This window comes from Gordonia rhizosphera NBRC 16068 (assembly GCF_000298195.1).
GTDB lineage: Bacteria > Actinomycetota > Actinomycetes > Mycobacteriales > Mycobacteriaceae > Gordonia > Gordonia rhizosphera.
Genome location: NZ_BAHC01000085.1, coordinates 1 through 25,750 on the forward strand (window position 1 = coordinate 1; position 25,750 = coordinate 25,750).

Consider the following 25,750-nt stretch of genomic DNA (forward strand, 5'->3'; position numbering starts at 1 on the left):
TTAGGTCAAATATGATTTGCGTGTTTACATAGAGAACATCAGACTGCGTTACAGTCAGGGTCTGTGTTTGTACCTGTGTCATGCTTCGTCTCCCAGCGATTAGAAATCCGCGATGATTGGAAATCCGCGATGTTGATCTCGAGCTACCCATTGTGCGCGAGCTAGCCCGGAGCAAGGCCACAGCGCGGCACAGAAGCTCAGTCAGGCATACTAGTCCTTTCAGCGCTGATATTCGGCGTGTCATGTTGCTGGGCACAATCTGATGCCTTGGCCACAAGTCAAGCACGCTTTCTATTTGGCACAAATCAATGAAGAATGCGCCCTGACCTGGGATGATTCGAATTGCCGAAGTCTCAATCCTCCGAGTCCGAGTAGCACAATCCAGGTAGGTAAGTTTACGGGGTTCTACCCGTCTGCGTCTGCTAATGGCACCGGAAAGGTGGGGGTCGCACGGCCTGAGTGGCTCCCTGGGTGGCTTCAGTTCGAGTCAGTTAGTTGGTGGGGGTCTGCATGCAGCTCCACGTGCGACCCCGGAGTCACTGGTGTGTCAGGTACGCCGTCGGAGTACCGCTGGGCGATCCTGTCACCGTGACCAGTTGATGGCCACCGCTGAAGCTATCGCAGGACCACGATGTCGAAACGTTCCCGGCGGGCACTCCCGTCACCGTGGTGGTTGCAGTGCTCTTCGGCGCGATCCTCGCCCTCGGGGTGGTGTAACTCGTGTGGCTGTATCGGCCGTCGCACTTCGAGCCCCATCGGAAATGTTGTGTGACTTTGTAGACGATCGTGTTGGGCGCGAGGGAGGTGATGACCGCCGTAGAGTACGGGCGGCCTGGCCAGGTGCTCCGGCGATCACCATCGCGGATCCAAGGCTACGACGACCATGCCGGATTGAAATATCTCTCGCATGGCTCACTCTTTGTTGACCGTCTCTGCGTGTGACGACGACCGCGTGGGGGTTCGTCGTTGAGGGTGCCGATCAGGGGTTCGTGTGAGGGTTGGAGTTGACGGTGGTCGTCGGCGTCGTCAGGGTGACGAGGAACTGATGGTTGCCCGGCACCCCCGCCCTCTCCGGCAAGATTGTTCGGGGGTGCCGTGCGTAGTGCGAAAGGGCACTGATGGTCACCGTAGAGGTCGATCCTGCACACGTCGAGTCCCGACTGCTGTCCGGGGAGATCGACTGTCCGTCGTGCCCGTCTGGGGTGCTCGGCGGGTGGGGTCACGCACGGGTTCGGCGCGTTGTTGGGGCAACCGGTCCGATTCGGCCACGTCGGTCGCGGTGCCGGGGGTGTTCGGCGACGCACGTGTTACTGCCGGTGGTGTTGCTGCTGCGCAGGGCCTATCTCGCGGAGTGGATCTATGCGGCGTTGCAGTCTGCGGCGACAGGGTCGGGGCACCGGTCGATCGGTGCCGGTTTGGGCGTGCCGGCAACAACGGTGCGCGGGTGGATCCGGGTGCTGACCTCACGGGCGGATGCGGTGCGCAATCACTTCCTCGCCGTTGCGGTCGCCGCGGGTGTCGACGTTCGCGTGCCGAAGGCGACCGGCAGTCGGTGCGGTGACGCGCTCGCGGCGATCGATGCGGCACGGTCGGCAGTGGGCAGCCGATTCGGTGGGGACTCGGTCGGTGAGGTGACGGCGGCGAGTGTGTCGGTGGCGCTCTCAGGTGGTCGGCTTCTGGCGCCCGGGTGGCCGGCGGGTGTGGGGTCGCCGATGCAACACGAGTTGCCTCTGCCGGTGTGTGGTGACGGTCAACGATCCTCGGATGCGACTGTCTGACACCAGGGTTCAGGCAGCATCAGCGTTGGGGAGTGTGAGTTGTCGATGGTGGAAGACAAGGAACGGGAACGGCGTCAGAAGGTGGGGTTGTTCCGTTATCAGGTGATCTGCCCGGCGCTCGATGCCGGGTTGTCGACCAAGGCCCGTGGGAAGGTCGTGCGTGAGATCGCCGCACGCGAGCACACCGACCCGTTCGGAACGACGGTGCGGTACTCGCGCGACACCTTGGATCGGTGGATCCGCCGCTACAACGCCGACGGGTTTGAGGCGTTGGTGCCGGCAACGCGGCAGGCGAGCGTGCGCACCGACGCCGCAGTGTTGGACATGGCAGCGGCGTTGAAGCGGGAGAACCCGGCCCGCACCGCGGCGCAGGTGGCGCGGATCCTGCGGGCATCGTCGGGGTGGTCACCGTCGGAATCGACGCTGCTGCGTCACTTCCACCGCCTGGAGTTGATCGGCCCGGCGGCCGGGGACACAGCGCCGGTGTTCGGGCGGTTCGAGGCGGAGAACCCGAATGACCGCTGGGTCGGGGATGCCCTCCACGGCCCGAAGATAGGTGGCCGCAAGAGCTATCTGTTCGCGTTCTTGGACGACCATTCACGTCTGCTGACCGGATACCGGTTCGGGTTCTCCGAAGACGCCGTTCGACTCGGTGTCGCCCTCGAGCCGGCGCTCGCGGCACGCGGGGTCCCGGGGTCGGTCTATGTCGACAACGGGTCCGCGTTCGTCGATGCGTGGCTGCTGCGGGCGTGCGCGAAACTCGGTGTCCGGTTGGTGCATTCGATGCCGCACCGCCCCCAAGGACGCGGGAAGATCGAACGGTTTTTTCGTACGGTGCGGGAGCAGTTCCTCGTCGAGATCACCGACACCACCCCCGAGCAGTTGACCGAAGCCGGGACCGATCATCGCACCGCCCTGCTGGAGTTGAACCGGCTGTTCACCGGATGGGTGGAAACCCAATACCACCGGCAGCCCCATTCCGAGACCGGGCAGGCCCCGCTGGATCGGTGGGAGGCGGGCTGGGCGCGGCTGGGTCGGACCCCGGCGATGGCGTCGGCCGCCGACCTGACCGAAGCATTCCTGTGGTCAGAGTATCGGACGGTCACCAAGACGGCGACGGTGTCGTTGCACGGCAACACCTACCAGGTCGACGGCGCGTTGGTCGGGCGGAAGGTGGAGTTGGTGTTCTCCCCGTTCGACATGGAAACCATCGAGGTCCGCTACAAAGATGCTTCGCATGGTCAGGCGTTGCCGCACAACATCACTCGGCACGTCCATCCCAAAGCTCGACCCGAGATACCCGAGCCACCGGCGCAACCCGCGGCGACGGGGATCGACTACTTGAGGTTGACCGCACAGACCCATCATGAGCAGATCCGCCGTGACCACCGCATCGGCTACGACGCACTCTTCGCCGACGCCGCCGACACAGACACTGCCGTTACTGCCGCCGACACCGAGATCCCGGGCCAGCTCAGCATCGACGACCTCACCAGCGCAGCCACCGACATCTGCGATGAGCGCACCCACACCGGCCGACCCACCAGCACCGAACGACCGGAGGGATCGGAATGAGTATCGAACGGCTACAAGCACATTACGGTTTCACTCGGATGCCGTTCGGCCGCAACCTCGCACCGTCGATGCTGCACCGCCACCCCGGTCACGCCGAAGCGGTCGCCCGCATCACCTGGTGCGTGGATCAACACGCGATCGGGGTGATCACCGGTGAGGTCGGTGCGGGCAAGACCGTCGCGATCCGCTCCGCGACAGCCGCGTTGGACCCAGCCCGCCATGTCATCATCTACCTGCCCAACCCGTCGGTCGGGGTTCGCGGGATGCTCCACCACATCGTCACCGCACTGGGGCAAGTCCCAAACTTCTACACCGCCACCCTCGCACCCCAAGCCGCCGAAGCACTCGCAGTCGAGCAGGCCGAACGCGACCGCACCCCGGGTGGTCGTCATCGACGAGGCGCACCTGCTCGACAACGCGCAGATGGAAGCGATTCGGATGCTCACCAACCACGACATGGATTCGGGGTCACCGTTCGCGGCGCTGCTGGTCGGGCAACCGACACTGCGGCACCGGCTCAAGCTCGGAGTGTTGGCGGCACTCGATCAGCGCATCGCCGTCCGCTATGCGCTCGGCGGGATGGCCCCGGCCGACACCGCCGACTACATCACCCACCACCTCAAGATCGCCGGCCGCTCAGATCCGTTGTTCTCCGGCGACGCGGTGTCGTTGATCCACAACGCCGCCCGAGGTCATCCCCGGGCAGTGAACAACCTCGCCGTGCACGCACTCACCGCCGCGTTCGCGGCGAAATCGGCGATCGTCGATGAGAAAGCCGCTCGGATCGCCGTCACCGAAAGTGGTCACGACTGATTCACCCACCCTGCGACGTCACCACACAGACCACGGCGTCACCACACAGACCACGGGCCCCGACCGCTACCGCGGCCGGGGCCCCTCCACATCGACATCATCGGCAACACAGATGACGGCATCGTCTGCATACTCAGCGACGGACAACAACTCTTTGATGTTTGCCATTTGAGGCAACTAACTATTCCCGCTGCGCAAATCGAGATTGAAGATATCGAAGCAAGAATGACCCGAACGAGTGAACAGGCATCCGGCTCAAGGCCAACCCGAGACGTCGGGGTGAAGCGAGGCGCTTGGAGCACATCGCCGAAGAACTGCTCGTCAGCACCGCGGTGGCCTGCTTGAATCGCGGGAACCGAGCGGAACCATCCCTCGCGATGGGGCTGGCAACGATCCGAGCGCGGCTCAGCTGACCCAGACCGAGCTGGCGCAACGGATGGGCATCAAAAAGCCGCAGTCTCCGGACTCGAGTGTTGACCGTCTCCGCGTGTGACGACGACCGCGTGGGGTGGAGTCTTTGAGGGTGCAGATCTGGTAGTTGCTGACGCGTTGGAGTTGACGGTGGTCGTCGGCGCGTCGGAGCCCGAGCACTGCGCCGCCGGCCATGTGATGGTTGCGCTCGCGGGCCGGACGTAGGCCGGACTCGCTCCTGACCGCGCCCCCAGATCGTATGAATCCAACTCCGATCCCTGGTGCTATGTTCATACGGTCCGAGCCCCATCAGCGCGTTTCGGTCAGACCTTCGTGACGGTGACCTCGCGGACGAACGCGTCAATGGCACCCTACACCAGGGTCGGGCACGGGCGCGCCGAAATGCACCGGGGTCCAGTTATTCTCGGCCGGCGGGGTCAGCAGCACTGGGCAGATGTCGAAATCAAACGAACGAGATCCGCACATGCAACGATCAACACGGAGCCAGGCCCCCGTGGATAGTCCGAACGGCCTGCCGCGAATCGGTGGTTCCATTGCAGGCATGGACGGGACCTAACAGCCCGACTCGACAGCCACTATGCGGACTGAAAGACATAGCACGATAACAGCTTTCAAACTCCGCAGTCGGGTGCCGCCATTGCGCAGAGGGGACTTCCGGCATTGCAGGGACCGACGTTCGCGGAGTTCGTCACATCAACAGGTTTTGGGGGATGCATGGCTGTCCTCGCCGCACTCGTCGCGGCCACAGGAGTGCTGTATCAGACCAATAACAGACGGCGTGCAGAACGAATAGAGCAGGCATGGAAGCGGTTCGAATGGGCCTACGAGCGGCGCGACGACCTCTCGAACGAGCAGTGGAACGCAGTCATCGACGGCGTTTCAGACGTCGCCCGCGAATGCGGGGAAACCGAACTGGCCTGGATGATCGTCGAGTTCACTGTCGACGATTTCGATGACGCTATCAACTATGACTCGCTCGATGCAATCACCGAAGAGGAGTCTCGTGGCCCTGACAATGCCGAATGAGACCAAGAGCGTCGATGTCTCGCTGAGGAAACACCCGTGCGTACTGACCGATATTCAGCCATCATGAATTGTCGAGAGTGAAGGGCTTCGAACCATGCGCCACGCGGACGAGCAGTTTGTCGACGACGCTGCCTGGGAGCAGTCTCTGCGTCACGCCGCGCAGAACGCCGCCAGCTTGAGTCATTTCTGCGGCAGGCCCGTGCCGGAGCGAATCCAGAAGGTCCTGGACGCTCCTCCCGGTGCGCTGGTCCGCTCTCGCAGACCGCCCAAACCGCGGGCAAAGCATCGCCGGTCACTGGCACGGCGTGCCGACGGCGGTCCCCCCGCCGCGGAATGACCAGAGAGATGAGCGACCTGCAGCACCGACTCGACGAGTTTCGCAATCAGGTGAACTGGCACCTCGCCTGCGGATCGGTGGCTGATATCGCCTTCCCCGTGACTTCCCACGACGGTGGTCACGCAGTGGTCGTCGCTCTCGAGGACGAGACCATGTCCAGCGTTCTCGGGCGACTGCGGGCGGTCGGCGGCGCGGCCAACCTGTTCGTGCAGGGCGAGGGCCGCGTGCGGATTGTCTCTGTTATCGATGAATCCTGCGCCACTCCCTGTCAAGGGACATCGGGAAGTGCCCACTGGCGGACATGAAAGCTGCCCGTAGGCGGTCACGAAGGGGTGCCCGGTGGCGGACATGAATCTGCCCGCTGGTCCGCCACCGGGGATGGTCAGTTCAGGGCGGTGACCCCCTTCCCGGCGAGTGCTTGGGCCAGGCGTACGGAGTCGCCGGTGGTCTGGCACAGGTGGGCATGGTGCAGCAGCCGATCCACTGTGGCGGTGGCCAGTGTTTTGGGCATCAGCTCGTCAAAACCTGACGGGTGCAGGTTGGACGACACCGCCACCGATTTGCGTTCGTAGGCGGCTTCCACGACCCGGTACAGGCCCTCGGCGGCATCCGTCCCGACGGGGAGCAGCCCTACGTCGTCAATGACCACGAGCTCGGCGCGCACGATCTTGGCGATGGCCTTGCCCAGGGTGTCGTCGGCACGGTGGGCGCGCACGAGGGTGCCGAGTTGTTCGAGGCTGAACCAGGCCACGGGCATGCCGGCCTCGATCACTTTCTGCCCGAGCGCTTCGAGGAAGAACGTTTTACCGGTGCCGGCGGGCCCACACACGACGAGGTTCTCGCGCCGGTGTACCCATTCGAGGGTTTGCAGGGCATGCTGGGTGGGCACCGGGATCGACGACGCGGTCTCGTCCCACACGTCGAAGGTTTTGCCGGTCGGGAAGTTCGCCGATTTCCGTCGGGAGGCGAGCATGGAGCGGGCCCGGCCGGCGGCTTCCTCGGTCAACAGGGCTTTGATCACCTCGGCGGGGTCCCAGCGTTGGGCACGCGCGGTCGCCACCACATCACCGGCGATCGCGCGGGCATGGGGCAGACGGAGTTGTCGCATCAACGCCTCCACCTCGGGGGTGAGGGTGGCGTGGGTGAGGGTGTCGGTCATCGCTGCTCCTCCTCGTCGGAGAGTTCGTCGTCGTCAATGGTGTTGGTGCCCAACATGTTCCAGCCCTTGGTGCCCTGGGCCAGGGAGGTGGTCTCCGAGGCGTGGTGGCGGGTCGGGTCGAGATCTTTCGCGGTCAGGACCGAGTCGAGGTCGCCGGTGGCGAACCGGCCGTGCACCGCGGCATGCCCCAATGCCCAGTCGACGTCGGCGCTGCTGTGCAACACCGCCAGCGACACCGCGTGGCGCATCTTCTCCCGCATCCGTTCGGTGCCGACGGCGGCGGCTTCTTTCAACCACAACCCGGCGCCTTCCCCGATCGCCAGGAACGCCTCCTCCTCGGCGGTACGCGCCCGAATCCGATAGTCGCCCGGTGTTTTCGGCTGATGCCCGGGGAAATGCGCGTCGTCGATCGCCGGGGTCCCGCGGGTGGCACGGGCATGGCGGGCCACCTCGAGCGGGCCGCCGTCATCGAGGGCGCACACGATCACCTCATCGCTGCCCGGGTGGTGACGCACCCATACCGACTGACCTAACAGTGTTGCCGGAACGGAGTATTGGCAGTGTTCGAAGGTGATCATCGGCGTGTTCTTGGGCACCTGGCGGGTCACCCCCAACCCTGCGGTGTGCGGCAGATCCGGGATCGGATGCAGCCGCGGGCGTTCGGCGGCGAGCATCTCGACCGGCCGGCGCCCGGTGATGCGGTGCTCACGATCGTTGATCTCGAGCATGAACTGCTCACACGCGGCGACGACGTCGGCGAACGACTCGTAGGCCTGCAGCAGGTTCGTGTCGGTGGGCACGATATCGGCCTTGGCCAGTTTCACCGCGTTCTCCACCCCGCCCTTGGTCGCCGGGTCCGCGGGCTCGCAGGTGAGCACGGTGACGCCGTAGAAGCGGCCAAACGACACCGCGTCACGGTTGCGCACCGGCACCCCGGCGATATGGCCGGTGGTGACGGTCTTCTCGTTGTCGGTCAGCACATACGTCGGGGCGCCGCCCAGGATGCAGAACACCCGGTCCAGGCCGGCGAACACGCTCGGCGCGGTGCGATCGCGCAGGGCGATGACCACCCGGTAGCGACACCACGCCAGCCACGCCACCAACAACACCACCTTACGGCCACCGACGAGGGGTCCGTCGCCGAAGTCGTACTGCACCCACAACCCGGGTTCGGTCACCCACGGGCGGTGCACCCGCGTATTACCCAGTCGCCATTGGGCTTTCACTTCCGCGACGGCCCGGCGTGTGGTACGTTCGGTGCCGGTATAGCCCAGTGTGACAAGCTTGTCATGTGCTTTGTCGGCACCGATCTTGCCGTTCGAATCGGTCACCCACCCCTCGATATGGGGCAAGAATTCGTCGATCAAGCGGGCCCGCCGCACCGCCGGCACCAGACCGGCAGCGCGCTCGTCGACGGCCCGTTTGACCGTGTGATGGCTGCAGCCGCACAACTCGGCCGCAGCCCGATACGACCCCGTCAGGTCGTAGGCATTGAGTATCTCCATCAGTTCTCCGTCAGACTTCAAGAAGGGTCTCTCCCGTGTTGGTTGTCGATACGAGTGGCATCGCCATCGAAACCACGGGAGAGGCCCGCACAGCGCAGACGCGCCGTCGGATAAGACAGGTGTGGGCAAAATCGTGTCCGCCGACGGGCACTTTCCTGACCGCAGGTGGGCAGTCCTTATTGGCCGTCAGCGGGCACTTTCGTGACCGTATATGGGCAGTTTTTCATGTCCGTCGACAACTCCCTCCCCGGATTGCGGCATTGTTGAGGGGGAAGGTCCAGCACCCAACGCAACTGTCGGCATGTTCGTGGACTACCTTGCACGCCAGCCACACGGAGCGGCGATCTCTGGCGCCCTCGGCCATCCCGCTCGAGCACGCGATCCACTGGTGGTGCAGTTCGCGCGGTCCTGATCTGGGCCAGAGAAAGCGCACCCACCGGCGTACCCGGGGCCTTGATCCATTCCAGCGCGCTCCTCCCGATTCGGAGCGCCCTCACCTGAGACCTCCTTGCCACCCGCCTCCCCACCGACCATCCGAGAGACTTCCGTGTCGACAGGGAATGATCATCGTCATGGACAGCACTCGGAGACCAGCGCGGAACCGCTGGTCGCGACGCGACGTCCTGCGCCTGATGTCGGTCGGCCCGTTGCTGGTTCTCCCTGCGTGCACGGCCGAAGAGCCAACGTCCACCGTCGGCACCCAACGCGCGTGGGGAGCGTTCATCCCGAGTGTCACACCCGCCCCCGGTTCGACGCGCTCCCCCATCGAACAACTCGCCACGCTGGCCGGCGCCCCACCGCGGTATCTGCACCGCTTCGCCGCCATCGGCGACTCGGTCCCCATCACCGACCTCGACGCGATCGCCGATTACGGCGCCACCCCGCTCCTCACCCTCGAACCGTGGACGGCAGGCCTCGGTGTCGACCAACCCCGCTACGCCCTCGCCCGCATCGCGGCCGGCGATTTCGACGCCGACCTCACCCGCTGGGGCACCGAGCTGGCGTCGTGGAACAAGCCAGTGCTGCTGCGCTTCGCACAGGAAATGAACGGCACCTGGTACCCGTGGTCGATCGGCGTCAACGGCAACACCGCCGCCGACTACCGCGCCGCCTGGACCCGGATGCGCTCGGTCATCCTCTCCGCCGGCGCTACGAACGTGCAGTTCGTCTGGGCGCCCAACGTTCTCACGCTCGGCACCTCGGGTTTCACCGCCGCCTACCCCGGCCACGACCAGGTCGACTATCTCGGCCTCGACGGCTACAACTGGGGCGACGTCCCCGGGCATCGATGGCAGTCGGCATCGGAGTTGTTCGCCGGCAGCCTCGCGGCGCTCCGCGGCCTCGGCGGTGACCAACCGATCCTCATCACGGAGGTCGGGTGCGCCGAGGGTCTGCAAGCCGAGATGAAGGCTCAGTGGATTCGGGACTTCTTCGGGATCGTCGAGAGCGAGCCGCGGGTCGACGGGTTTCTGTGGTTTCAGATGGACAAGGAGCGGGACTGGCGGTTCAACTCCTCGGTCGCGAGTACGGAAGCGTTTCGCACGGGGGTCGCGGGGATGTCGGGGCAACCGTAGTTCTTAGACCCCTCGCTTCGACGGCAGTGGGGGCAGCGTCGCGGTCGGGTCACCCAGGACGACAAGGCTTTCGCGGTCGACGGCGGTGAGGCGCACGCGCGCCGCGTCCGGAAGGATGATCCTCTCGTCCGCTCCCTCGTCGATCCGGTCCTTGAGCTTCACCCATTGCGTGTAGAGCTCCCCGACACTTCGGAAGTAAGGGTCGAAGGCGAAGCCCACCGGCCACGGCTGATACAGCCGGTTATAGAGTGCCTTCGTGATAGCGGTGGTGAGCGGTTGCCGGTTGAGTTCGTCGCGCAGTGTCCAGTCGAATGTCGGCTCGACCTGCCCGATGAACGCCCGCAACGGTTTTGGTCGACCAAGAAGCGACGCGGGCAGCGGCGCCACCTGCGCCGGCAGCGCGGCCACCGCCTCGACCACGGTGGTGGCGTAGTCGCCGGCGGTGAGTAGGCCCTTGTACTTCGTACCGTGGTCGCAGCCCGCCGAACAACAGGCATGGGCGTACCAGATTGCGCCGTTGGGGTCCCATCCGTCCAGAGCGGCCCCGTCGACGAAGTGATCCTGGCAGTCGACCAGGACACCGAGAGACGCCGCAAGCTCGTCGCGCCGGGCTTCGTCGATTGGGCTCGTCTTCCCGTGGCTGGTGGTGACGACCAATGCCGGGCCGCGCCGCAACGACGAGACGAGTTCGGTCACCACCGCGCGGTCGTCCGACAGATAGTCGACGCCGGCGCCAATTTCGGTGTCACCGTTGAGCAACTTGTAGACCGGGTGGGCGATGGTCCTTCGCATCTCGCGAGTGATGTCGGCGTCGAGTTGGAGGTCGACCGACCAGACCGTGGCCGACTGCGGATCGGCGTCGCAGTCGGCCCAGTCCGACAACAACGCGTCCACATAGTTGGACAGACCCTCGTCGTCGAGGTCGAGCCGACCCACGTGGTGCGACTGGGCCAGCGCGTACTGGATTCGCCATGGCACCGCCTCGGGATCGGCGACGATCAGCAGGTAGCGCGGAACGCTGTTCTTGCCGGATAACCCGATATCCTGGCCGATTTTCGGCTCACTCTTCGTGCCGTCGGGGAAGTAGCGCCGCAGGTAGTTGTCGGGAAGTGCCGGGTCGAAACGGAAGACCGGTGCGGGCCGGTACGGCTCCCCCAGCCGGTGCTGGACAAGCCTCTGTACTGCGGGCGGGGCATCCCGCGCCCACGCCTTGTCCTCGTGGGACCACGCGCCGTCGGCGGGCTCGGGAAGGACGACGCCCCAGCCGTGTTGTTCGTGCCACCACTGCTGCTCCGGAGCCTCGATCTCCGGGCCGAGCTTGCGGCCCGCCGCGGGGAACTTGGCTCTGACCGACCAGCGCAGCGCGTCCTCCGCGTTGACCTCGGCGCTGACCTGGGTGCCTGGGCCGGTCCAGGCGTTGATCGAGAGCTTGGCCGGAAGCACGATCATGTCCTCTCAGACGTCTGCACGCAGTTCGGCGGCCGAACCGGGGTCGAGGGGTTCCAGCACGGCGTCGATGACCTCGGCGGGCACGTCCAGGGCGGCGACCGCGCTCAGTGCTTCGGCCAGGACACCCTTCTGAGCGCTCTCGCGGCTGGCGGCGGGGACCTCATCCTTGTTGTCCACGATCGTCACCTTGAACGCCATCGAGCCGACATACAAGATCGGTACCGACCAGTTCTCGCTGTTCGCCGCATCACCATGCCTGACCTGTAGTCCGCTGCGCGGAGCATGCAGTGCCTCAGCCCATTCGATCTCGCGCCGGCCGCCACGCTCGAACTCCCTGGACACTATCCGAAACAGACTCCAATAGAACTCGCTCGCAAACCGATGTGCGTCGAGCGGGCTGATCGCCTGCCGGTGCCCCACCGCCGCCGGAACTCCCTGCCGCACAAGCCCACTCGCCAGGGAGTCCTGCTGCGCGCCGGCGGTGGCACTCTTACAGGCGTTGATGACGACCAGCCAACTCCGTCCGTTGACCGTCGCCTGGGCCAGACTGTCGATCGAGACGTTGATCGAACCGGTTCCCTTGTCTTCCTCGCGCCATGCGAGCCATTCGGAGTTCGTTGCGAAATGGAGCCGCCGGGTGGGCTCCACCGAGCCGTGACAATACAGGTGTACGAAGTGCGGCGTCTCGCTCTGCAGGCGTTCGAGCAGTCTGGCGGTGGTCGGCGGAATCTCATCGACCGACACGAAGTCGGTCCCACCGTCGATCTCCTTCTGGATCTCGCGACGGAGATCAGGCTCGCCGATGAGCAGGGCGAGCTTGACGTTGAGCGGCGGAACCGCGGTCCGCGCATCCGCCACCGCCTTTCGCAGTGCAAGCCACTCGTCGCATGCGTGCTCACCGAGGGCCGACAGCACAGCCAGGACCTTCAGTTCAGGCGGTGCCACGAAATCCGCATCGGGCAGACGCCCGGCGGGGTCGGTGATGCGGGCAATCGGCCATGCGGGCTGCAAAGCGACGAAATCGTCTTTGACATAGAGGGTCTCCCACGGGAGGGTTGCCGCCTGTGCATCGTTGATCCGCAAGTACAGGGGGTTCACCTCCGCCGCGGGCAGGTCGAGGAGTCCGTTGATTGCGCCGGCGATCTCGTGGTTCGCCGTTTCCAGTCGCTGGAAGAGAGCCTCACCCGTAGCTCGGACCGGGTTTGGCCCCTGGGCCGACAATGATTCCGTGTTCAGCGGCCACTCCCTGCGGTCGCAGACGAAACCCGGGGGCGGTATGCCGACCCGAACGTTGGCGCCGCCCGCACCCGCGCCGTTGATATCGAGCTCGATACCTCTCATGACCGGTCCGTCGTATGGCGGGCCAGCACATCGTCGAGGTGTTTGAGTGCCTCCTCGACCCCTTCCATGTAGGCCTGACCCTCCTGGTCGAGCGTCCCCGCGCGCTGCTGGGTCATCAGCGCCGCAAGATCGCTTCGCTTTTCGTCCACGTATCGCGCCATCACCGTGGCCCAGGGCGGAAGCTCTGCCTCGGACACCTCCGGCGTCACGCTCTGGAACTTCGACTCGACATCGGTGGCCGCCACAGATTGCAGCGCCACACCGTAGTCGATCGTGTGCTCGGCCCTCTCTTCGTCGACGGAGACGAGGTCAGGTTGGAGATAGAACAGCAGCCGGCGTTCGAGACTGGACTCGGGCCTTCGGCCCAGCACCAGTTGGTAGGCGTACTCGAGTTCTCGGGTGTCCCCAAGATCGCCGCCGGGTTGCGTGTAGTCGTACATGAACACAGGGCCGGCCCGGTTCGCGCCGACGGCGTCGGCCATCAATCGCATCCCAGTCGGCGAGAAATTGCCGGGCAGGGAGCTGAACCCCACCGCGAAGGCACCGACTGTGCGGGCGACGTCGAGCACGTCCGCAGGCGTGACGTGACTCGCGGTGATGAAGTCGACCTCCGAGGGGGAACGAGGTAGCGACAGCACGCCCTGATCGCCCTGACCGGTGACGAAACTGTGGCAGACGAAGTGGAGGACGTCGAAGTTCTGTTTGCCGGCGGCGTCCTGAATCCAGGCCAGCCAGCGGTTGGGCACCCCCACCCGACGACGCGACCTCGAAGAGCCGACCGCGTCGCCATCCGCAGCGGGTTCCCACCGGTGCACGATCGGCTCCGCGCTCGTCGGAGGCCACGTCTTAATGTCATCGGCAAGCTGCGCAGCAGTCGCCTCGTCGACGAAGAAGTGCACACGGGCGTCACCCAACGAGTCGGCCGCGCGCACGATCTGCCGGGTCGCCAGCAGGAGGGGAAGATCGCCCTTGGCCTCCACCACGGCCGCACACACGGCAATGTCGATCGTCCCGCGCGGGGGCCGCTGGTCGGGAAGCACATCGGGCAACCGCAGGACCGGGACACCGATGTCGACCTGCATCTCCTCCCACGGGACGCCACCGAGTACGCTGTAAGGCTTGACGAGGTGGATCCACAGCACTGCCCGGTTGTCGGCGCCTCCCTTCACCCAATCGGCGAGTTGAGCGACCAGCTCTGGAGGGACCACGAGCTGAGGTTCGCGCGACCGTGGCCGACCGACATGGTCCTCGAAACCGAACGACGTCAGCTGCAGATCGAGGCGGAGGCTGACCCGGTGTTCCGTGCCGTCGTTGACGACGACCTCGCACGTCACAATCGGTTCCTGCGGTGACTCGTCCAGCGTCACGCGCAGAACCCCCAGCGACCAGCGTTGCGCGATCAACTCTGCCATGAGCGCTCCTCAGCTCGCTCGGACGAGGGCATGGAGGGCCCAGTAGGTGGCGGGTTTACCCACGTCGCCATGGCCAAGGATGACGGAGTGAGCACGCAGCGCGTACACCTCCGGTTCACCGGGTCCCAGCGGATAGTCCGTTCCGGGGGCGGGTATGTCGATCGTGCCCATCGAAGCGACACCGCGGGGGCCGTAGCCGCCCATGGCGGCGTAGATGCTCGGCGGTTCGTCGCCCGCGATGCGCAGCTCACCCAAATCTCGATCCCGTTGCAGCGCGATGTGAAAGAAGAGGCGCAGCGGTGCGTCTTTGTTCGTGAAGGTGGACAGGATGGGTTGGGCAACCCGCGTCAGGGCGGTGTTGTACCCACCAGGCTGCGCCCGCTGCGGTACTTGGCCCGCGTCTGCGAGTCCGTATTGATTGATCGCCGGCTGCAGCAGTAGCAGAGAGTTGACCGGCCGATCCGGTTCTGGACCACTGCAGATCGCCGACAGCATCACCTTGGCACCGAACGAGTGACCGACAAGGTGGAACCGGACAGCGGCACGATCGGGCCGCTCCCCGGAGGCGGCCAACAGGTCGCGCAGCAGGGCAGCCACGCCCTTCCCGCCGACGGTGGCGGCGCGGTCTTTCATCTGGAACACCGAGAACAGCCGGATGGCGTCCAGCGGCGCCCGTCCCACCGCCCCCGCGGCTTCGGGTTCATTGTCGCCACCCGGCCGGATGACGGCCGGTTCTTCCTCGTCGTCGGGGACAAAGGGACTGGGCCCCGACGACTGGGCGATTCGATCCCAGGACGCAAGCAATGCGTCGACCGCCGGTCCGTCGTCCTCGCCCACATCGTCATCGCCGTGACCGTGCAGGCGTCCGAGCAACGTGATGAATTCTCGGGCCTCGTCGTCGTCGAGCCGCTCGGCCTGAGTGAGCGCGTAGAACCGCTCGCGGTCAGCTTCTCCGACGTAGCGGGCGAGTTCGAGGATCATGGCGTCGTCACGCTCGTCCTCGACATCGGCACCGGCAGCGCCGATTTGCGGGCCGCGTTCCCACCACGGAACGATCCAGACCGACGGCCAGACCACCCCGACGAACGCGGGCCGGTACTTCCGCCCGATCGGATGCGCCTGGGCTTGGTCGAGTAGACCCGCTGTCCATTCCCGATAGGTGGCGATCGCGCTCTTGGGGGTCGTGTTCCAGCCATGGCTGAGCAGATACAGGTCGGTGAACGCACCGCCTTGGATGGCATCAATGAGAGAGGTCTTCGTCTTCGGTGTGGTGCACAAGCCGTCGGCATCGAACTTGACGACGAAGAGCGGCGCCTTCGCACCATCAGGAAGGTCGAACTGTTCTATCGGACCGACGATCGGCGTCACGGGGTTCCCCTTTGGTCCACTCACTTTCAGGTACTGAAACAAGTGCCGCTGTCAGCAATGCTAGGCGCCCGTACGAGAAGTGATTGGCAAATTGGGACCGATCCGCGTGATCTCGGGTACCGGGTGGCCCGACGTGCGATGCCCGGCACCGAGATGCCGCCTATGCCCCCGGCACCATCTCCCGGAACGTGGCGTAGGTCGACTCGATCGACTGGACACACCGCGCCATCGCCTCCCGATCGGTCGGCTGACAATCGGGCTGCCACTGATCCATTGCCAGTTGCATCAGGGCACCGTAGGTCGACATCACCACCCGAACCTTCAGGTCGTCCTCGTCGAGACCCATCCGTTCGGCGACTTTGCGCCGGATGGACTGCGTCTTCCATTCGCCCATCTCGACGCTGCGCGCCCGCACCGCCGGCGACGCGGCGACGATTCGATTCATCGTCATGAATTGCTCGAGCAGGGGCGACGGCGACTCATCGTCGAGGGCATTGTGGAACACCTGCAGGTGCGCGTCACGCAGCGCCTCGAGCTCGTTGCCTGTGCGCGGCTGCGCATCGAGCGCGGCGACCACCGCGGTCACCATCTCCTCGATCGGACCGAGGACCACGTCCTCCTTGGTGGCGAAATAGCGATTGAACGTGCGCGGCGAGATGTCGACGGCGTCGGCGATCTGCTCGACCGTCGTGGCGTCGAAACCCTGACGGTCACAGAGCTCGAGCGCCGCCGAGATCAACGCCGAGCGGGTCTGCTGCTTCTTACGCTCCCGCAGCCCGGGCTTCGCACACGCACCTTCCATGGTTCGCGATACTAACCGCCCCACGTTGCGATGCGATAAATAAACGGACATTTTAGGTCAATTGTCGCCTTCCTACTTTTGTCTCTTGACGACTTCTGTCTGACTCTGCCATTATTACTCATGTCGGCGGCGAACACCAGTCCCGGTGCAGCGACTCAGCCCGCCCGACCTTCCCGACCACACAAATCCATCCCGAATCTCAGGGGCAATCATGTCGGAAACCCAAGTCCTACAACCCTCCCCACCCGACGACACTCTCGAAGAACGCGTCATCGTCGACCACTCCCGACGACGCTGGTGGGCCCTCGGCGTCATCGCACTCGCCCAGCTGATGGTCGTCCTCGATGCCACCATCGTCACGATCGCACTGCCGTTTGCGCAGGTCGACCTGCAGATCTCCGATGCCAACCGGCAGTGGGCGATGACCGCCTACACCCTGATCTTCGGCGGCCTGCTCCTGCTCGGTGGCCGCCTCGCCGACTACCTGGGCCGACGGCGCATGTTACTGATCGGCCTGATCGGGTTCGCCGCGTCCTCGGCGGTCGCCGGCCTCGCGTGGAACAGCGTGTCGTTCTTCGGCGGCCGCGCCCTGCAAGGCGCCTTCGCGGCGATCCTCGCCCCGGCGGCGCTGTCGCTGATCACCGTCACCTTCATCGAACAGAAGGAACGTGCCCGGGCCTTCGCCGTGTATGCGGCGGTGTCCGGCGGCGGCGCGGCGATCGGCCTCATCGCGGGCGGCGCGCTGACCGAATACGTGTCCTGGCGCATGACGCTGTTGGTCAACACCCCGATCGCGGCCATCGCCGCGGTGGGCGCGATCGCCCTGGTCACCCACGACCGCCCGTCGGTACGACGGCGCGGCTACGACATCCCCGGCGCCATCACCGCCACGATCGGTTTGATCAGCCTGGTGTACGGATTCACCCGAGCTGCCGAGGTCGGCTGGTCGTCGGCGTCCACCGTTAGCCTGTTCGTACTGGCCGCGGCCCTTCTGGTCGCATTCGTCTACATCGAAGCCCGATCCGCGAATCCGCTCCTGCCGCTGCGCATCCCAGGCGATCTCAACCGGGGCGGCGCGTTCCTGCTCTCGCTGATCATCCCGATCCCGATGTTCGCGGTGTTCATGTTCCTGAGCTACTACCTGCAGAACACGCTGGGCTACACACCACTCGGCGCCGGTGTCGCCTTCCTGCCCTTCCCTGCCGCCATCATCGTCGCCGCCGGTATCTCGAGCTCACTGCTCCCCCGGGTGGGTCCGCGCATCCCGACCATCGCCGGTTCGGCGCTCGGTGTCGCCGGGTTGCTGTACCTCGCTCAACTCGACTCCGACAGCACGTGGTTGGGCACCGTGCTCCCGAGCCAGGTACTGATCGCAGGCGGTATGGGATTCATCTTCGTGGCGATGCAGTCCGTGGCGCTGCACCGCATCGAGGAACGTGACGCGGGCGTGGCCAGCGCCCTGCTCAACACCGGTCAGCAGATCGGCGGCTCGGTCGGGCTGGCGCTGCTCAGCACCATCGTCGCGCAGGTCTTCGCCCGCCACCCGGGCAGCGCCATGACCGTCGACCCGGCAACCGGCCACCCGGTCCCCGTCGACGCCACCGCGTTCAAGGCGGCCAGCATCTACAGCTACGATGTCGCATTCTATTGGGGTGCAGGGTTCTTCGTTCTCGCGCTGCTGGTGGCGCTCTCGATGATCCGACTGCGTGCCTCGGACATGGGTGACGAGACGCAGAACGCCGTGCACGTGGCGGCCTGAGGTTTCACCTGAAGTGGATCGTATGAATCCAGCTCCGATTGCCGGAGCTGGATTCATACGGTTGTGCCGAGGCCCGCTACTGCGTGGGCTGGCTGCCGCCCGACTCCTCGCCCGACAACGCCGACACCCAGTCGCCCCAGGAGATGTCCGAGGTATAGGCCGAGTGTTGGTGCGTCGCGGTCGCCGGGAAGTCGCCGGGCGACGGGTCGGGCAGCCACACCTCGAGCAGCCGGCCGTCGGGGCCGCGCAGTGCGTATCTCGGGTCGGTGTCCGTGTTCTCGGGAACAGGGTCGCCGACAAACGTTCCGGGCACGTACGCCGCGAGGCCTGTGCGCCCCGCGTAGGCGACCACCCCGTCGCCGATGAAGTCGGTGAACCGGACCATATTGATCCACCGGTGATCGAGTCGTGTCCGAAGCCTTTCGTGGGCCTGGTGATCGAGCACCGACGGGAAGGCGCGACCGTACGCCCAGCCCAGCTGCGAACCATAGGTCAACAGAGAGATCCGACGATCCTGGTCTCTGTCCTGCGCGCACAGCCGATGGGCCAGCGCGTACATGATCAGCGAGCCCTGACTGTGGCCGGCAAGTACGAGCGTCTTGTCCTCGCCACACTTGTCGTCGATGAAGGCGATCAGGTCGCGGATCGCCCGCGGCGCATAGGCCGGCGGTACCAGCGGATGGCATTCGCGTGGCCAGAACGACGCCAGATCCCACAGCACACCGAGGCTGCGGCCGTCCTTGCGGGGATTCTGGAATGCGTTGAACACCGCCCGCAGCAGGAATGCCGCGATCGCCACCAACGCCACGGTACCCAGGGTCTGGATCGGCTCGGAGGCTTCGACCAGGGATCGGTTATTCCAGGCGATGAATCCGGTGATCATGGCGGTGACCGCGAAGAAGCCAACCGCACTGGGGATCGCGAACTTCCCGGCCGCCACGATCCACCTGAGTTTAACCGACGACGGCGCCGTCGCCTGCAACGCCGACGCCGGCCCGAAGCGCCAACGACCGCGAATCAGCACGTACGGCAGGAGGATCAACAGGGTCCCCGCCACGCAGAAAAGGGCCGTCATCCCCCACATCCACGTCGTCGCCGCATAGATCGGAGGGAGACGCACGGACGTGTCGCTGAGCGTCCCGGCACCGAACAACTGGTCAAGCCACGAGGACACCTTGTCGAAGAGGCTGGCCGACCGGTCGCCCGGGTCGGGTGTGGATGCCACCGCACCGATGACGAGTCGGGTCAGCGCGACACCGGCGCCGACACCGAGAAGGACCCCGAGCGCGGCGACGAGGGGTGCGTGCACGCCGAGCAACCACGGTCGGGTGGGCCCGGTCACGCGCGGCGAGAACACCACGGTGACAACGGTGAAGACCAGTGCGATCGCCACCAACACGGCGACGACGCCGAAGAGGACCGCGACGACCCGGTCGTCGCCGTCGACGAGATCAGCGTTCACCGGCGCATCGTCGAGACGTCCGGGTAGCACGAGAAACGACACCAGACCGAGGATCACGAAGACGACGATGAGCCACCCGATGGCCCGCCAGGACACGAAAAGCCACCACATCCGGCGCGCCCAGGCAAGCCGCGATGCGGGACCGCCGAACGTGTTGTCGTCACCGGACGCGCGGGGGTCGTTGCACAGGGCCGTGACCACCGCGGCAATGGCGATGATGACGAGCGACGGAACCAGAACGAAGCACCGAGCCTGTGAACCGCCGCCGAGCATGATTGCCGCGGTGAGTATTCCGACGATCGCATGCGTTGTCAGCAGCAGGGTGGCGCGCGCGTCTTGCGGCAACACGAAGTCGTCGGACGCGATGCCCGGGGTGTCCGCCGATGCGGTTCGCGACTCCTCGCCGAACTCGGTCATGGCGAACTGACGCATATAGGCCTCGTCGAGCGACTCCTTCGCGTCGTCAGTGAACTTCTTGCGGAGATCGTCGTCGTTGTCGTGCCAGAGCGCCACGAATCCGCCACCGACGAACAGCACTGTAAGACAGGCGAAAACGGCGGACGACCGCCAGAGGCCATCGGACATCCCCCACTGCCAATCCGCCGACAGCCACGTCCAGCATGTCGAACCCACCCCGCCTCGCAGTTGACGGCACTGAATGGCGAGAACATCGGTGACGATGAAGGTCGCCTGCGCGACCAGGATCGCGGTGAGCGCCAACCCGATCAGCCGGAACACCGCGCGCAGAAGGTCGATGCACCAGGCCATCTGAGGAGCGGCGCGGGGCAGCATCCAGCCCGCGACGTTGACCAGCGCGAACGGCGCGAACAACGCCCAGAGCGCCTGGAACTTGAGGCCGGATGTCATTCCGCCCCATCGATAGGCGTACCGGATGTCCGGACGTTCGACGTGCCCGGGGGCGGTCGGGTAGGTGGTGAAGTCGCCTCGATAGCGCTTCGACTTCACCGTCCCGGGCACGGCCCTCTGCACCGTCCCGGGCACGGCCACCACCCGCGCCGAGTCCAAGATCACCTCGGATGATGTGCCGCTCACGCCGTGAGTGAGCAGGACGATCCGTCCCTCGTTGGGCATGGGTCGAATTCTGCGCCTCTGCCGCGCTCGTGAGGTGGAGAACTGCGTTTTTCTGTGGCGAACTGGCGGCGAACGCGGCGGCGACATCCCGAACCACTCGCCCCGTGCGACGTGGTCGAGACTGTCATACCCCCCGCGTAATCTTTTGCACATCAGTTTGATTCGTGAAGGGGTGGCCCATGCTGGAGACCGAGATCCCGCCGTCGGAAGTGATGGTGCTCTACGACGAGCTGCACACGTTGCTCGATCGGATCGCCGACGTGGACACCACGTCGGCCACACCGACCGACATCGTCGACGCCGCCAAATCCCATGAGCGCGCGGTCCGTCGGATGAGCGCGATCGGTCATCGTCGAGTGCTTGAGGTCATCAACCGCGACGCGCACGCGAAGTCCGGTCATCGGTCGGTCACCACCTTCCTCACCGAAGCGCTGCGGATCACCGATCCGCGCAAACGCCTGCAGCAGATGCATGAGGTCGCACCGTCCTACACGTTGCAGGGCGAGCTGCTGCCGCCGCGCTGCCCGAACACCGCCGACGCGCTGAGCGAGGGTGCGATCGGATCGGCCCACGCCCAAGCCATCATCGACGCGCTGCGCCGTATCCCGCAGTCGGTGCCCGCCGACGACCGCGACGCCGCCGAAGCCACCCTCGCCGACTACGCCCGCACCTTGTCCCCTCGCCAGATCACCGAACTCGGCGCCCGCATCCTCGCCTACCTCGATCCCGACGGCACCCTCACCGATGACCGCGACCGCGCCCGGCAACGCCGCCTGCGCGTCGGACGTCAAGACGCACAAGGCATGAGCAAGCTCAACGGCGTGCTCGACCCCACCACCCGGGCCATGCTCGACGTCGTCCTCGCCGCCTGGGCCGCCCCCGGAATGAACAACCCGCAGGACGAAACCTCGCCCCGCGGAATCAAAGACGACATCGACCCCAAGGTGCTCAAGGAGGCCGCCGATCGCGACGACCGCTCCGACGATCAACGAAACCACGACGCCTTCAAGGCGTTGCTCACCGCCGCGCTCGACGGCGGCATACTCGGCGGCAGTCACCGCGGTCTGCCACCGCACCTGATCGTCACGATCAGCGAATCCGAACTGCGCGAGCGCGCCGGTATCGGCCAAACGGCCACCGGCGGGTTCCTCCCGATCAGCGATGTCATCGAACTCGCCGCCCGCGCCCAGCAGCACCTGGCCGTGTTCGCCGATCACACCGCCGAAATCCTCTACCTCGGTGAGGCCAAACGCCTGGCCAACCGGTCGCAACGCCTGGCCATCCTCGCCCGCGACGGCGCCGGCTGCTCCTGCCCCGGCTGCACCAAGCCCATGACCCTCTCCGAAATCCATCACGCCGAAAGAGACTGGGCCGATGGCGGATACACCGACGTCAACGCGATGGCCGCCGCCTGCCCACAACACAACCGGGCTGTCGGCCCCAAACCCGGACAATGGACCACCTCCATGGTCACCGACGGACCCGACACCGGCCGCGCCGCCTGGACCCTCAACACCGACGGCTCCATCCCACCCGCACCGCCCCGCGTCAACCGCAACTTCCAACTCGCCGAAATCCTCGGTCGGCACCTGCGGAACGAAGCGACCGCCCCTCCGGTTGACATCCCCGCGGGCCCCCGCGCACCCCGATCCCAGCAAGAACGACGCCGGGTGCCGAAACTCATCGCCTCCGGCTGGGCGGTGCAGATGCTCACCCGCGCCGATCTGGGGCTTGCCGGCTGAGCCGCGAACGTACCTCCGGACTCGTCTGAGCCGACCGCGTCACCGAATGATCGGCGGATGCTTGACGGTCACCGGCCGCGCGGTGCTCACGGTGGCGGATGACATGTGGCCGGATATTCGTCCTACCGTTCGTACGATGAAGCTATGGCCAAAGACAAGGTGTCAATCACTCTCGACAGCGAGGTCTTGGCGACTGCCGACGCCGACGCAAAGGCAGAGGGTCTGAATCGGTCCGAGCTGATCGAACGCGCGCTACGACATGAGCATCTTCGGATTGCTCTCACGAACCACACGGCGCACACGGTTCCGGCGCTGAACATCGACCGCTATGCCGATATGATCTATCAGGCAAACAAGGCTGCCGGCTTGTGATCGCTCCCGGTGTCATCGCGCCTCGCCGCGACACCGATAACGCGATATACGCTGTGGTGCTGTCGAATTCGATCAATATCGCGGCGGATACCGGACGTATCATCGTGTGCCCCGACATTCCCGGACCGATCCCTTAAGGCACGATGGCCAATGGCCGTCGCCGTCGGAGAACCTGAGGGTGTGGCACTTCCCGAACTGGTGCAATGGCTTCCGGTCACAGCCCTCGACGACCCAATCGGCAACGTCGGCGCCGCGGCATTGCACCAGTCCGTGGGATTGATGACTGCGTTGATCACTTAGCCTGTTCCCGCCGCGGCCGACGTGCCAGAGTGAGAACAATGAGGGCGCGCCTCACCGACCTGCTGGTCGGGCTGTCCCGCTTTGCCGACCTGGGCTTCGGTCTCGAGGGTGGTACTGCGGCAACCTCGGGTGTGCTGGCGGCACGGCTGGCCCGGGAACTGAATCTTGATTCAGCGGAGGCCAGCGCCTGCTTCTACGTCGCCCTATTGACTCATGTCGGCTGCGTCGGGTACGCCAGCGAAACGGCCCGGCTGTTCGGCGACGAGCTGGCCGCGAATGCGGCGGCCGCCCACGCCGACCATGCGTCGGTCACCGACACCTTCGCGACCTTCGTGCCGATGCTCACGCGCGGCCGACCGCCGATTACCCGCGCGCGGATCGCGCTGACCCTGCTCACCAGGGGCTCCTCGTGGGGTGAGGCGTACACCACGGCGGCCTGCGAGGTGGGCCGCGACGCCGCCCGGCGGATGCACCTGTCCGAAACGGTGCAAGCCGGGATGTTGCATGTCTACGACGAATGGCGACACGGCGGCAACGACATCCCGCTGGCGGCCCGAGTCGCGCGTCTCGCCGGAATCGCGGCGGTATTCGCCGACGACGTCGGGTCGAAGGTTTCCGACGCCCTGCGACGCCGCGCCGGCGGGATGCTCGACCCGGCACTGGTGGATGCCTTCCTGCGGGCCGGAATCACAGCCCAGCCGGATGGCGATCTCCGTCAGACAGTTCTCGACGCGGAGCCCGAGCCAGTGGTGTGGGTGGACAATATCACTTGCGTTGCAGAGGTTTTCGCAGATCTAGCCGATCTCAAGTCGCCGTTCTTCCTCGGGCATTCGCGGGCCGTCGCAGCGCTGTGCCTGAGTGCGGCCACCCGGCTGGGACTGCCGGAGGCCGACCGCCGCGATCTGCACCTCGCCGGACTGCTGCACGATGTGGGCCGGGTGGCGATATCGAGTGCGGTGTGGGAGAAGCAGACTCCACTCACCACAGACGAGATCGAGCAGGTGCGACTACATCCGTACTACTCCGAACGCATCGTCGCCGGATCCGCCGAACTCGCCCACCTCGCACCGCTGGTCGGCCGCCATCACGAACGCCTCGACGGGACCGGATATCCGCACGGCTGCACCGCCGTCGACCTCACCATGCCGATGCGGATCCTCGCCGCCGCCGACGCGTACCAGACGTTGTGCGAGCCGCGGCCGCATCGTCCGGCCCTCACCGCGTCCGACGCCGAGCGGGCCGTGCTGGATCGCGCCGCGGCGGGTGCGTTGGATCTCGACGCCGTGCGCGGGGTCGTCGGCGGCGACCTCGCCGCCCCTGCACCCGCAGTGCCGGCTCCTGCCGGTCTGACCGCCCGCGAGATCGAGGTGCTCCGCCTCGTCGCGCACGGCTGCAGCAACGCCGAGATCGGTACTCGCCTGGTGATCTCCCGGCGCACCGCCGAACATCACGTCCAGCACATCTACACCAAGATCGGGGTGTCGAGCCGCGCCGCGGCCACCCTGTTCGCCGTCGAGAACCAGCTTCTGACACCGACAGACCACGGAGATGGGTAGGTCTACCGATGTGCGCGCCGACCCGGCGCAGGATTCTGGAATCACACCCTGCACGAGAGGAGATTCCGATGACCACCCAGACCCACGATGTGGCCACCCTGTCCGTGATGTCCGCCGATGGCACCCCGATCGGCGCACATGTCTCCGGCTCAGGCCGTCCGCTGGTATTGCTGCACGGCGCATCGTCGGACAGCTCGACCTGGCGCATGGCGGCGGAATGGCTGGAGCCACACGTCCGGGTGATTCGCGTCGACCGACGCGGCCGCGGCCTCAGCGGAGACCGGAGCGAGTACACGATCGAGGCGGAGTACGACGACGCGGTCGCGGTCGTCGATGCGGCCGCGGAGGCCTACGGTGCGCCGGTCGACCTGCTGGGCCACTCGTATGGCGGCAACGTTGCATTCGGGGCTGGCTTGCGTACCAAGAACATTCGCCGACTCATGCTCTATGAGGGTTGGCCGCCTCCCAATCCCGAGCATCGCCGCTTCCCCGCCGAGATGTACACGACGCTGGAGGAACTCGCGACGACCCGTCCGGAGGACATGCTGCGAGTGTTCCTGCGGGACTGCGCCGGACTCACCGCCGACGAACTCGCACAACTCGAGGCGGCACCCTCGTGGCCGGCGCGGGTCGCGGCCGCGCCCACCGTGCCCCGTGAGGTCCGCGCGTTCGGCCACTGTGCCTTCGATCCACGCACAGCCGCAGGCATTTCCGTGCCGACAATGCTGCTCGTGGGTTCCGAGAGCACCGATGAGGTCAAAGCCGACCCCGAAATCGTCGCGGCAGCGATACCCGATGCGCGGATTCGGGTGCTCGACGGTCAGACACATATGGCGCATCTGGCAGCTCCGGAGGATTTCGCTTCGGCTGTGCTGGAGTTCTTGCGGGACTGAGAC

At 65.8% G+C, this 25,750-nt stretch carries 20 protein-coding genes and 1 pseudogene; 13 read left to right on the forward strand and 8 right to left on the reverse strand.

What is annotated here, in order from left to right:
• Window positions 1-1,118 precede the first annotated feature (1,118 nt).
• The 5 genes and pseudogenes from GORHZ_RS10265 to GORHZ_RS10285 all read left to right on the forward strand — a co-directional run bounded on the left by GORHZ_RS10265 (window position 1,119) and on the right by GORHZ_RS10285 (window position 6,266).
• Window positions 1,119-1,778 (forward strand): hypothetical protein, encoded by a 660-nt coding sequence (locus GORHZ_RS10265; protein WP_051998827.1) that lies wholly within the window; start codon window positions 1,119-1,121, stop codon window positions 1,776-1,778.
• Between the two features lie 45 nt (window positions 1,779-1,823).
• A complete protein-coding gene (locus tag GORHZ_RS10270; protein ID WP_006332721.1) occupies window positions 1,824-3,353 on the forward strand; it encodes a DDE-type integrase/transposase/recombinase in 1,530 nt (509 codons plus the stop codon).
• Window positions 3,350-4,166 (forward strand): annotated as a pseudogene (locus tag GORHZ_RS10275) (ExeA family protein). The gene GORHZ_RS10270 and the pseudogene GORHZ_RS10275 overlap by 4 nt, the downstream one beginning before the upstream one ends.
• A 1,146-nt stretch (window positions 4,167-5,312) precedes the next feature.
• Window positions 5,313-5,624, forward strand: coding sequence for a hypothetical protein (locus tag GORHZ_RS10280; protein WP_006332724.1), 312 nt, complete (start codon window positions 5,313-5,315; stop codon window positions 5,622-5,624).
• A gap of 345 nt (window positions 5,625-5,969) precedes the next feature.
• The gene (locus GORHZ_RS10285; protein ID WP_006332727.1) at window positions 5,970-6,266 is read left to right on the forward strand and encodes a hypothetical protein; all 297 of its coding nucleotides are present in this window, start codon (window positions 5,970-5,972) and stop codon (window positions 6,264-6,266) included.
• Between the two features lie 77 nt (window positions 6,267-6,343).
• On the opposite strand, the gene istB is transcribed toward GORHZ_RS10285, so the two are convergent.
• Both istB and istA read right to left on the reverse strand, forming a co-directional pair.
• A complete protein-coding gene (gene istB, locus GORHZ_RS10290; RefSeq protein WP_006332728.1) occupies window positions 6,344-7,120 on the reverse strand; it encodes an IS21-like element helper ATPase IstB in 777 nt (258 codons plus the stop codon).
• Window positions 7,117-8,646 carry an IS21 family transposase gene (istA, locus tag GORHZ_RS10295; RefSeq protein ID WP_040531201.1) on the reverse strand — a complete coding sequence of 510 codons (1,530 nt, stop codon included), beginning with the start codon at window positions 8,644-8,646 and terminating at the stop codon, window positions 7,117-7,119. The genes istB and istA overlap by 4 nt, the downstream gene beginning before the upstream one ends.
• A 551-nt stretch (window positions 8,647-9,197) precedes the next feature.
• Between istA and GORHZ_RS10300 the strand changes: the two genes are divergently transcribed.
• A complete protein-coding gene (locus GORHZ_RS10300; RefSeq protein ID WP_051998829.1) occupies window positions 9,198-10,199 on the forward strand; it encodes a glycoside hydrolase family 26 protein in 1,002 nt (333 codons plus the stop codon).
• Between the two features lie 3 nt (window positions 10,200-10,202).
• Here the strand turns inward: GORHZ_RS10300 and GORHZ_RS10305 are convergent, their stop codons facing one another.
• From GORHZ_RS10305 to GORHZ_RS10325, 5 genes are all read right to left on the reverse strand, one after another.
• On the reverse strand, window positions 10,203-11,648 hold the full coding sequence (locus GORHZ_RS10305; protein WP_040531204.1) for a hypothetical protein: 1,446 nt from the start codon (window positions 11,646-11,648) through the stop codon (window positions 10,203-10,205).
• A 6-nt stretch (window positions 11,649-11,654) separates the two neighbouring features.
• Window positions 11,655-12,989, reverse strand: a complete 1,335-nt coding sequence (locus GORHZ_RS10310) for a CHAT domain-containing protein (protein ID WP_006332747.1) — start codon at window positions 12,987-12,989, stop codon at window positions 11,655-11,657.
• Entirely contained in the window at window positions 12,986-14,401 is a 1,416-nt protein-coding gene (locus tag GORHZ_RS10315; RefSeq protein ID WP_006332749.1) for a hypothetical protein, read from the reverse strand. The genes GORHZ_RS10310 and GORHZ_RS10315 overlap by 4 nt, the downstream gene beginning before the upstream one ends.
• A gap of 9 nt (window positions 14,402-14,410) precedes the next feature.
• On the reverse strand, window positions 14,411-15,769 hold the full coding sequence (locus GORHZ_RS10320; protein ID WP_006332751.1) for a hypothetical protein: 1,359 nt from the start codon (window positions 15,767-15,769) through the stop codon (window positions 14,411-14,413).
• Window positions 15,770-15,929: 160 nt separating this feature from the next.
• Window positions 15,930-16,571, reverse strand: a complete 642-nt coding sequence (locus tag GORHZ_RS10325; RefSeq protein ID WP_006332753.1) for a TetR family transcriptional regulator — start codon at window positions 16,569-16,571, stop codon at window positions 15,930-15,932.
• Between the two features lie 211 nt (window positions 16,572-16,782).
• Here GORHZ_RS10325 and GORHZ_RS10330 point away from each other — a divergent pair, with 211 nt between their 5' ends.
• Window positions 16,783-18,330: an MFS transporter gene (locus GORHZ_RS10330; protein ID WP_006332761.1), complete on the forward strand. Its 1,548-nt coding sequence runs from the start codon at window positions 16,783-16,785 to the stop codon at window positions 18,328-18,330.
• Between the two features lie 76 nt (window positions 18,331-18,406).
• Here the strand turns inward: GORHZ_RS10330 and GORHZ_RS10335 are convergent, their stop codons facing one another.
• On the reverse strand, window positions 18,407-20,884 hold the full coding sequence (locus GORHZ_RS10335) for a sulfite exporter TauE/SafE family protein (protein WP_006332763.1): 2,478 nt from the start codon (window positions 20,882-20,884) through the stop codon (window positions 18,407-18,409).
• A gap of 179 nt (window positions 20,885-21,063) precedes the next feature.
• Between GORHZ_RS10335 and GORHZ_RS10340 the strand changes: the two genes are divergently transcribed.
• From GORHZ_RS10340 to GORHZ_RS10360, 6 genes are all read left to right on the forward strand, one after another.
• Window positions 21,064-22,626, forward strand: a complete 1,563-nt coding sequence (locus tag GORHZ_RS10340) for an HNH endonuclease signature motif containing protein (protein ID WP_006332766.1) — start codon at window positions 21,064-21,066, stop codon at window positions 22,624-22,626.
• Window positions 22,627-22,770: 144 nt separating this feature from the next.
• Complete coding sequence (locus GORHZ_RS10345; protein ID WP_006332772.1) at window positions 22,771-22,998, forward strand: ribbon-helix-helix domain-containing protein; 228 nt, start codon at window positions 22,771-22,773, stop codon at window positions 22,996-22,998.
• Window positions 22,995-23,135, forward strand: coding sequence for a hypothetical protein (locus GORHZ_RS32385; protein ID WP_494516564.1), 141 nt, complete (start codon window positions 22,995-22,997; stop codon window positions 23,133-23,135). Before GORHZ_RS10345 ends, GORHZ_RS32385 begins: the two co-directional genes overlap by 4 nt.
• Window positions 23,074-23,298: a hypothetical protein gene (locus GORHZ_RS32095; protein WP_494516565.1), complete on the forward strand. Its 225-nt coding sequence runs from the start codon at window positions 23,074-23,076 to the stop codon at window positions 23,296-23,298. The genes GORHZ_RS32385 and GORHZ_RS32095 overlap by 62 nt, the downstream gene beginning before the upstream one ends.
• Before the next feature lie 38 nt (window positions 23,299-23,336).
• On the forward strand, window positions 23,337-24,854 hold the full coding sequence (locus GORHZ_RS10355) for an HD domain-containing phosphohydrolase (protein WP_006332774.1): 1,518 nt from the start codon (window positions 23,337-23,339) through the stop codon (window positions 24,852-24,854).
• Window positions 24,855-24,922: 68 nt separating this feature from the next.
• Window positions 24,923-25,747, forward strand: coding sequence for an alpha/beta fold hydrolase (locus GORHZ_RS10360; RefSeq protein ID WP_006332775.1), 825 nt, complete (start codon window positions 24,923-24,925; stop codon window positions 25,745-25,747).
• The last annotated feature ends 3 nt before the right edge of the window (window positions 25,748-25,750 follow it).

Excerpts from the sequence above, each read along its gene's own strand:
- GORHZ_RS10265 (WP_051998827.1), top strand. The coding sequence starts at position 1,119 with ATGGTCACCGTAGAGGTCGATCCTGCACACGTCGAGTCCCGACTGCTG.
- GORHZ_RS10270 (WP_006332721.1), top strand. The coding sequence starts at position 1,824 with ATGGTGGAAGACAAGGAACGGGAACGGCGTCAGAAGGTGGGGTTGTTC.
- GORHZ_RS10280 (WP_006332724.1), top strand. The coding sequence starts at position 5,313 with ATGGCTGTCCTCGCCGCACTCGTCGCGGCCACAGGAGTGCTGTATCAG.
- GORHZ_RS10285 (WP_006332727.1), top strand. The coding sequence starts at position 5,970 with ATGAGCGACCTGCAGCACCGACTCGACGAGTTTCGCAATCAGGTGAAC.
- istB (WP_006332728.1), bottom strand. The coding sequence starts at position 7,120 with ATGACCGACACCCTCACCCACGCCACCCTCACCCCCGAGGTGGAGGCG.
- GORHZ_RS10300 (WP_051998829.1), top strand. The coding sequence starts at position 9,198 with ATGGACAGCACTCGGAGACCAGCGCGGAACCGCTGGTCGCGACGCGAC.
- GORHZ_RS10305 (WP_040531204.1), bottom strand. The coding sequence starts at position 11,648 with ATGATCGTGCTTCCGGCCAAGCTCTCGATCAACGCCTGGACCGGCCCA.
- GORHZ_RS10310 (WP_006332747.1), bottom strand. The coding sequence starts at position 12,989 with ATGAGAGGTATCGAGCTCGATATCAACGGCGCGGGTGCGGGCGGCGCC.
- GORHZ_RS10315 (WP_006332749.1), bottom strand. The coding sequence starts at position 14,401 with ATGGCAGAGTTGATCGCGCAACGCTGGTCGCTGGGGGTTCTGCGCGTG.
- GORHZ_RS10325 (WP_006332753.1), bottom strand. The coding sequence starts at position 16,571 with ATGGAAGGTGCGTGTGCGAAGCCCGGGCTGCGGGAGCGTAAGAAGCAG.
- GORHZ_RS10330 (WP_006332761.1), top strand. The coding sequence starts at position 16,783 with ATGTCGGAAACCCAAGTCCTACAACCCTCCCCACCCGACGACACTCTC.
- GORHZ_RS10335 (WP_006332763.1), bottom strand. The coding sequence starts at position 20,884 with ATGCCCAACGAGGGACGGATCGTCCTGCTCACTCACGGCGTGAGCGGC.
- GORHZ_RS10340 (WP_006332766.1), top strand. The coding sequence starts at position 21,064 with ATGCTGGAGACCGAGATCCCGCCGTCGGAAGTGATGGTGCTCTACGAC.
- GORHZ_RS10345 (WP_006332772.1), top strand. The coding sequence starts at position 22,771 with ATGGCCAAAGACAAGGTGTCAATCACTCTCGACAGCGAGGTCTTGGCG.
- GORHZ_RS10355 (WP_006332774.1), top strand. The coding sequence starts at position 23,337 with ATGAGGGCGCGCCTCACCGACCTGCTGGTCGGGCTGTCCCGCTTTGCC.
- GORHZ_RS10360 (WP_006332775.1), top strand. The coding sequence starts at position 24,923 with ATGACCACCCAGACCCACGATGTGGCCACCCTGTCCGTGATGTCCGCC.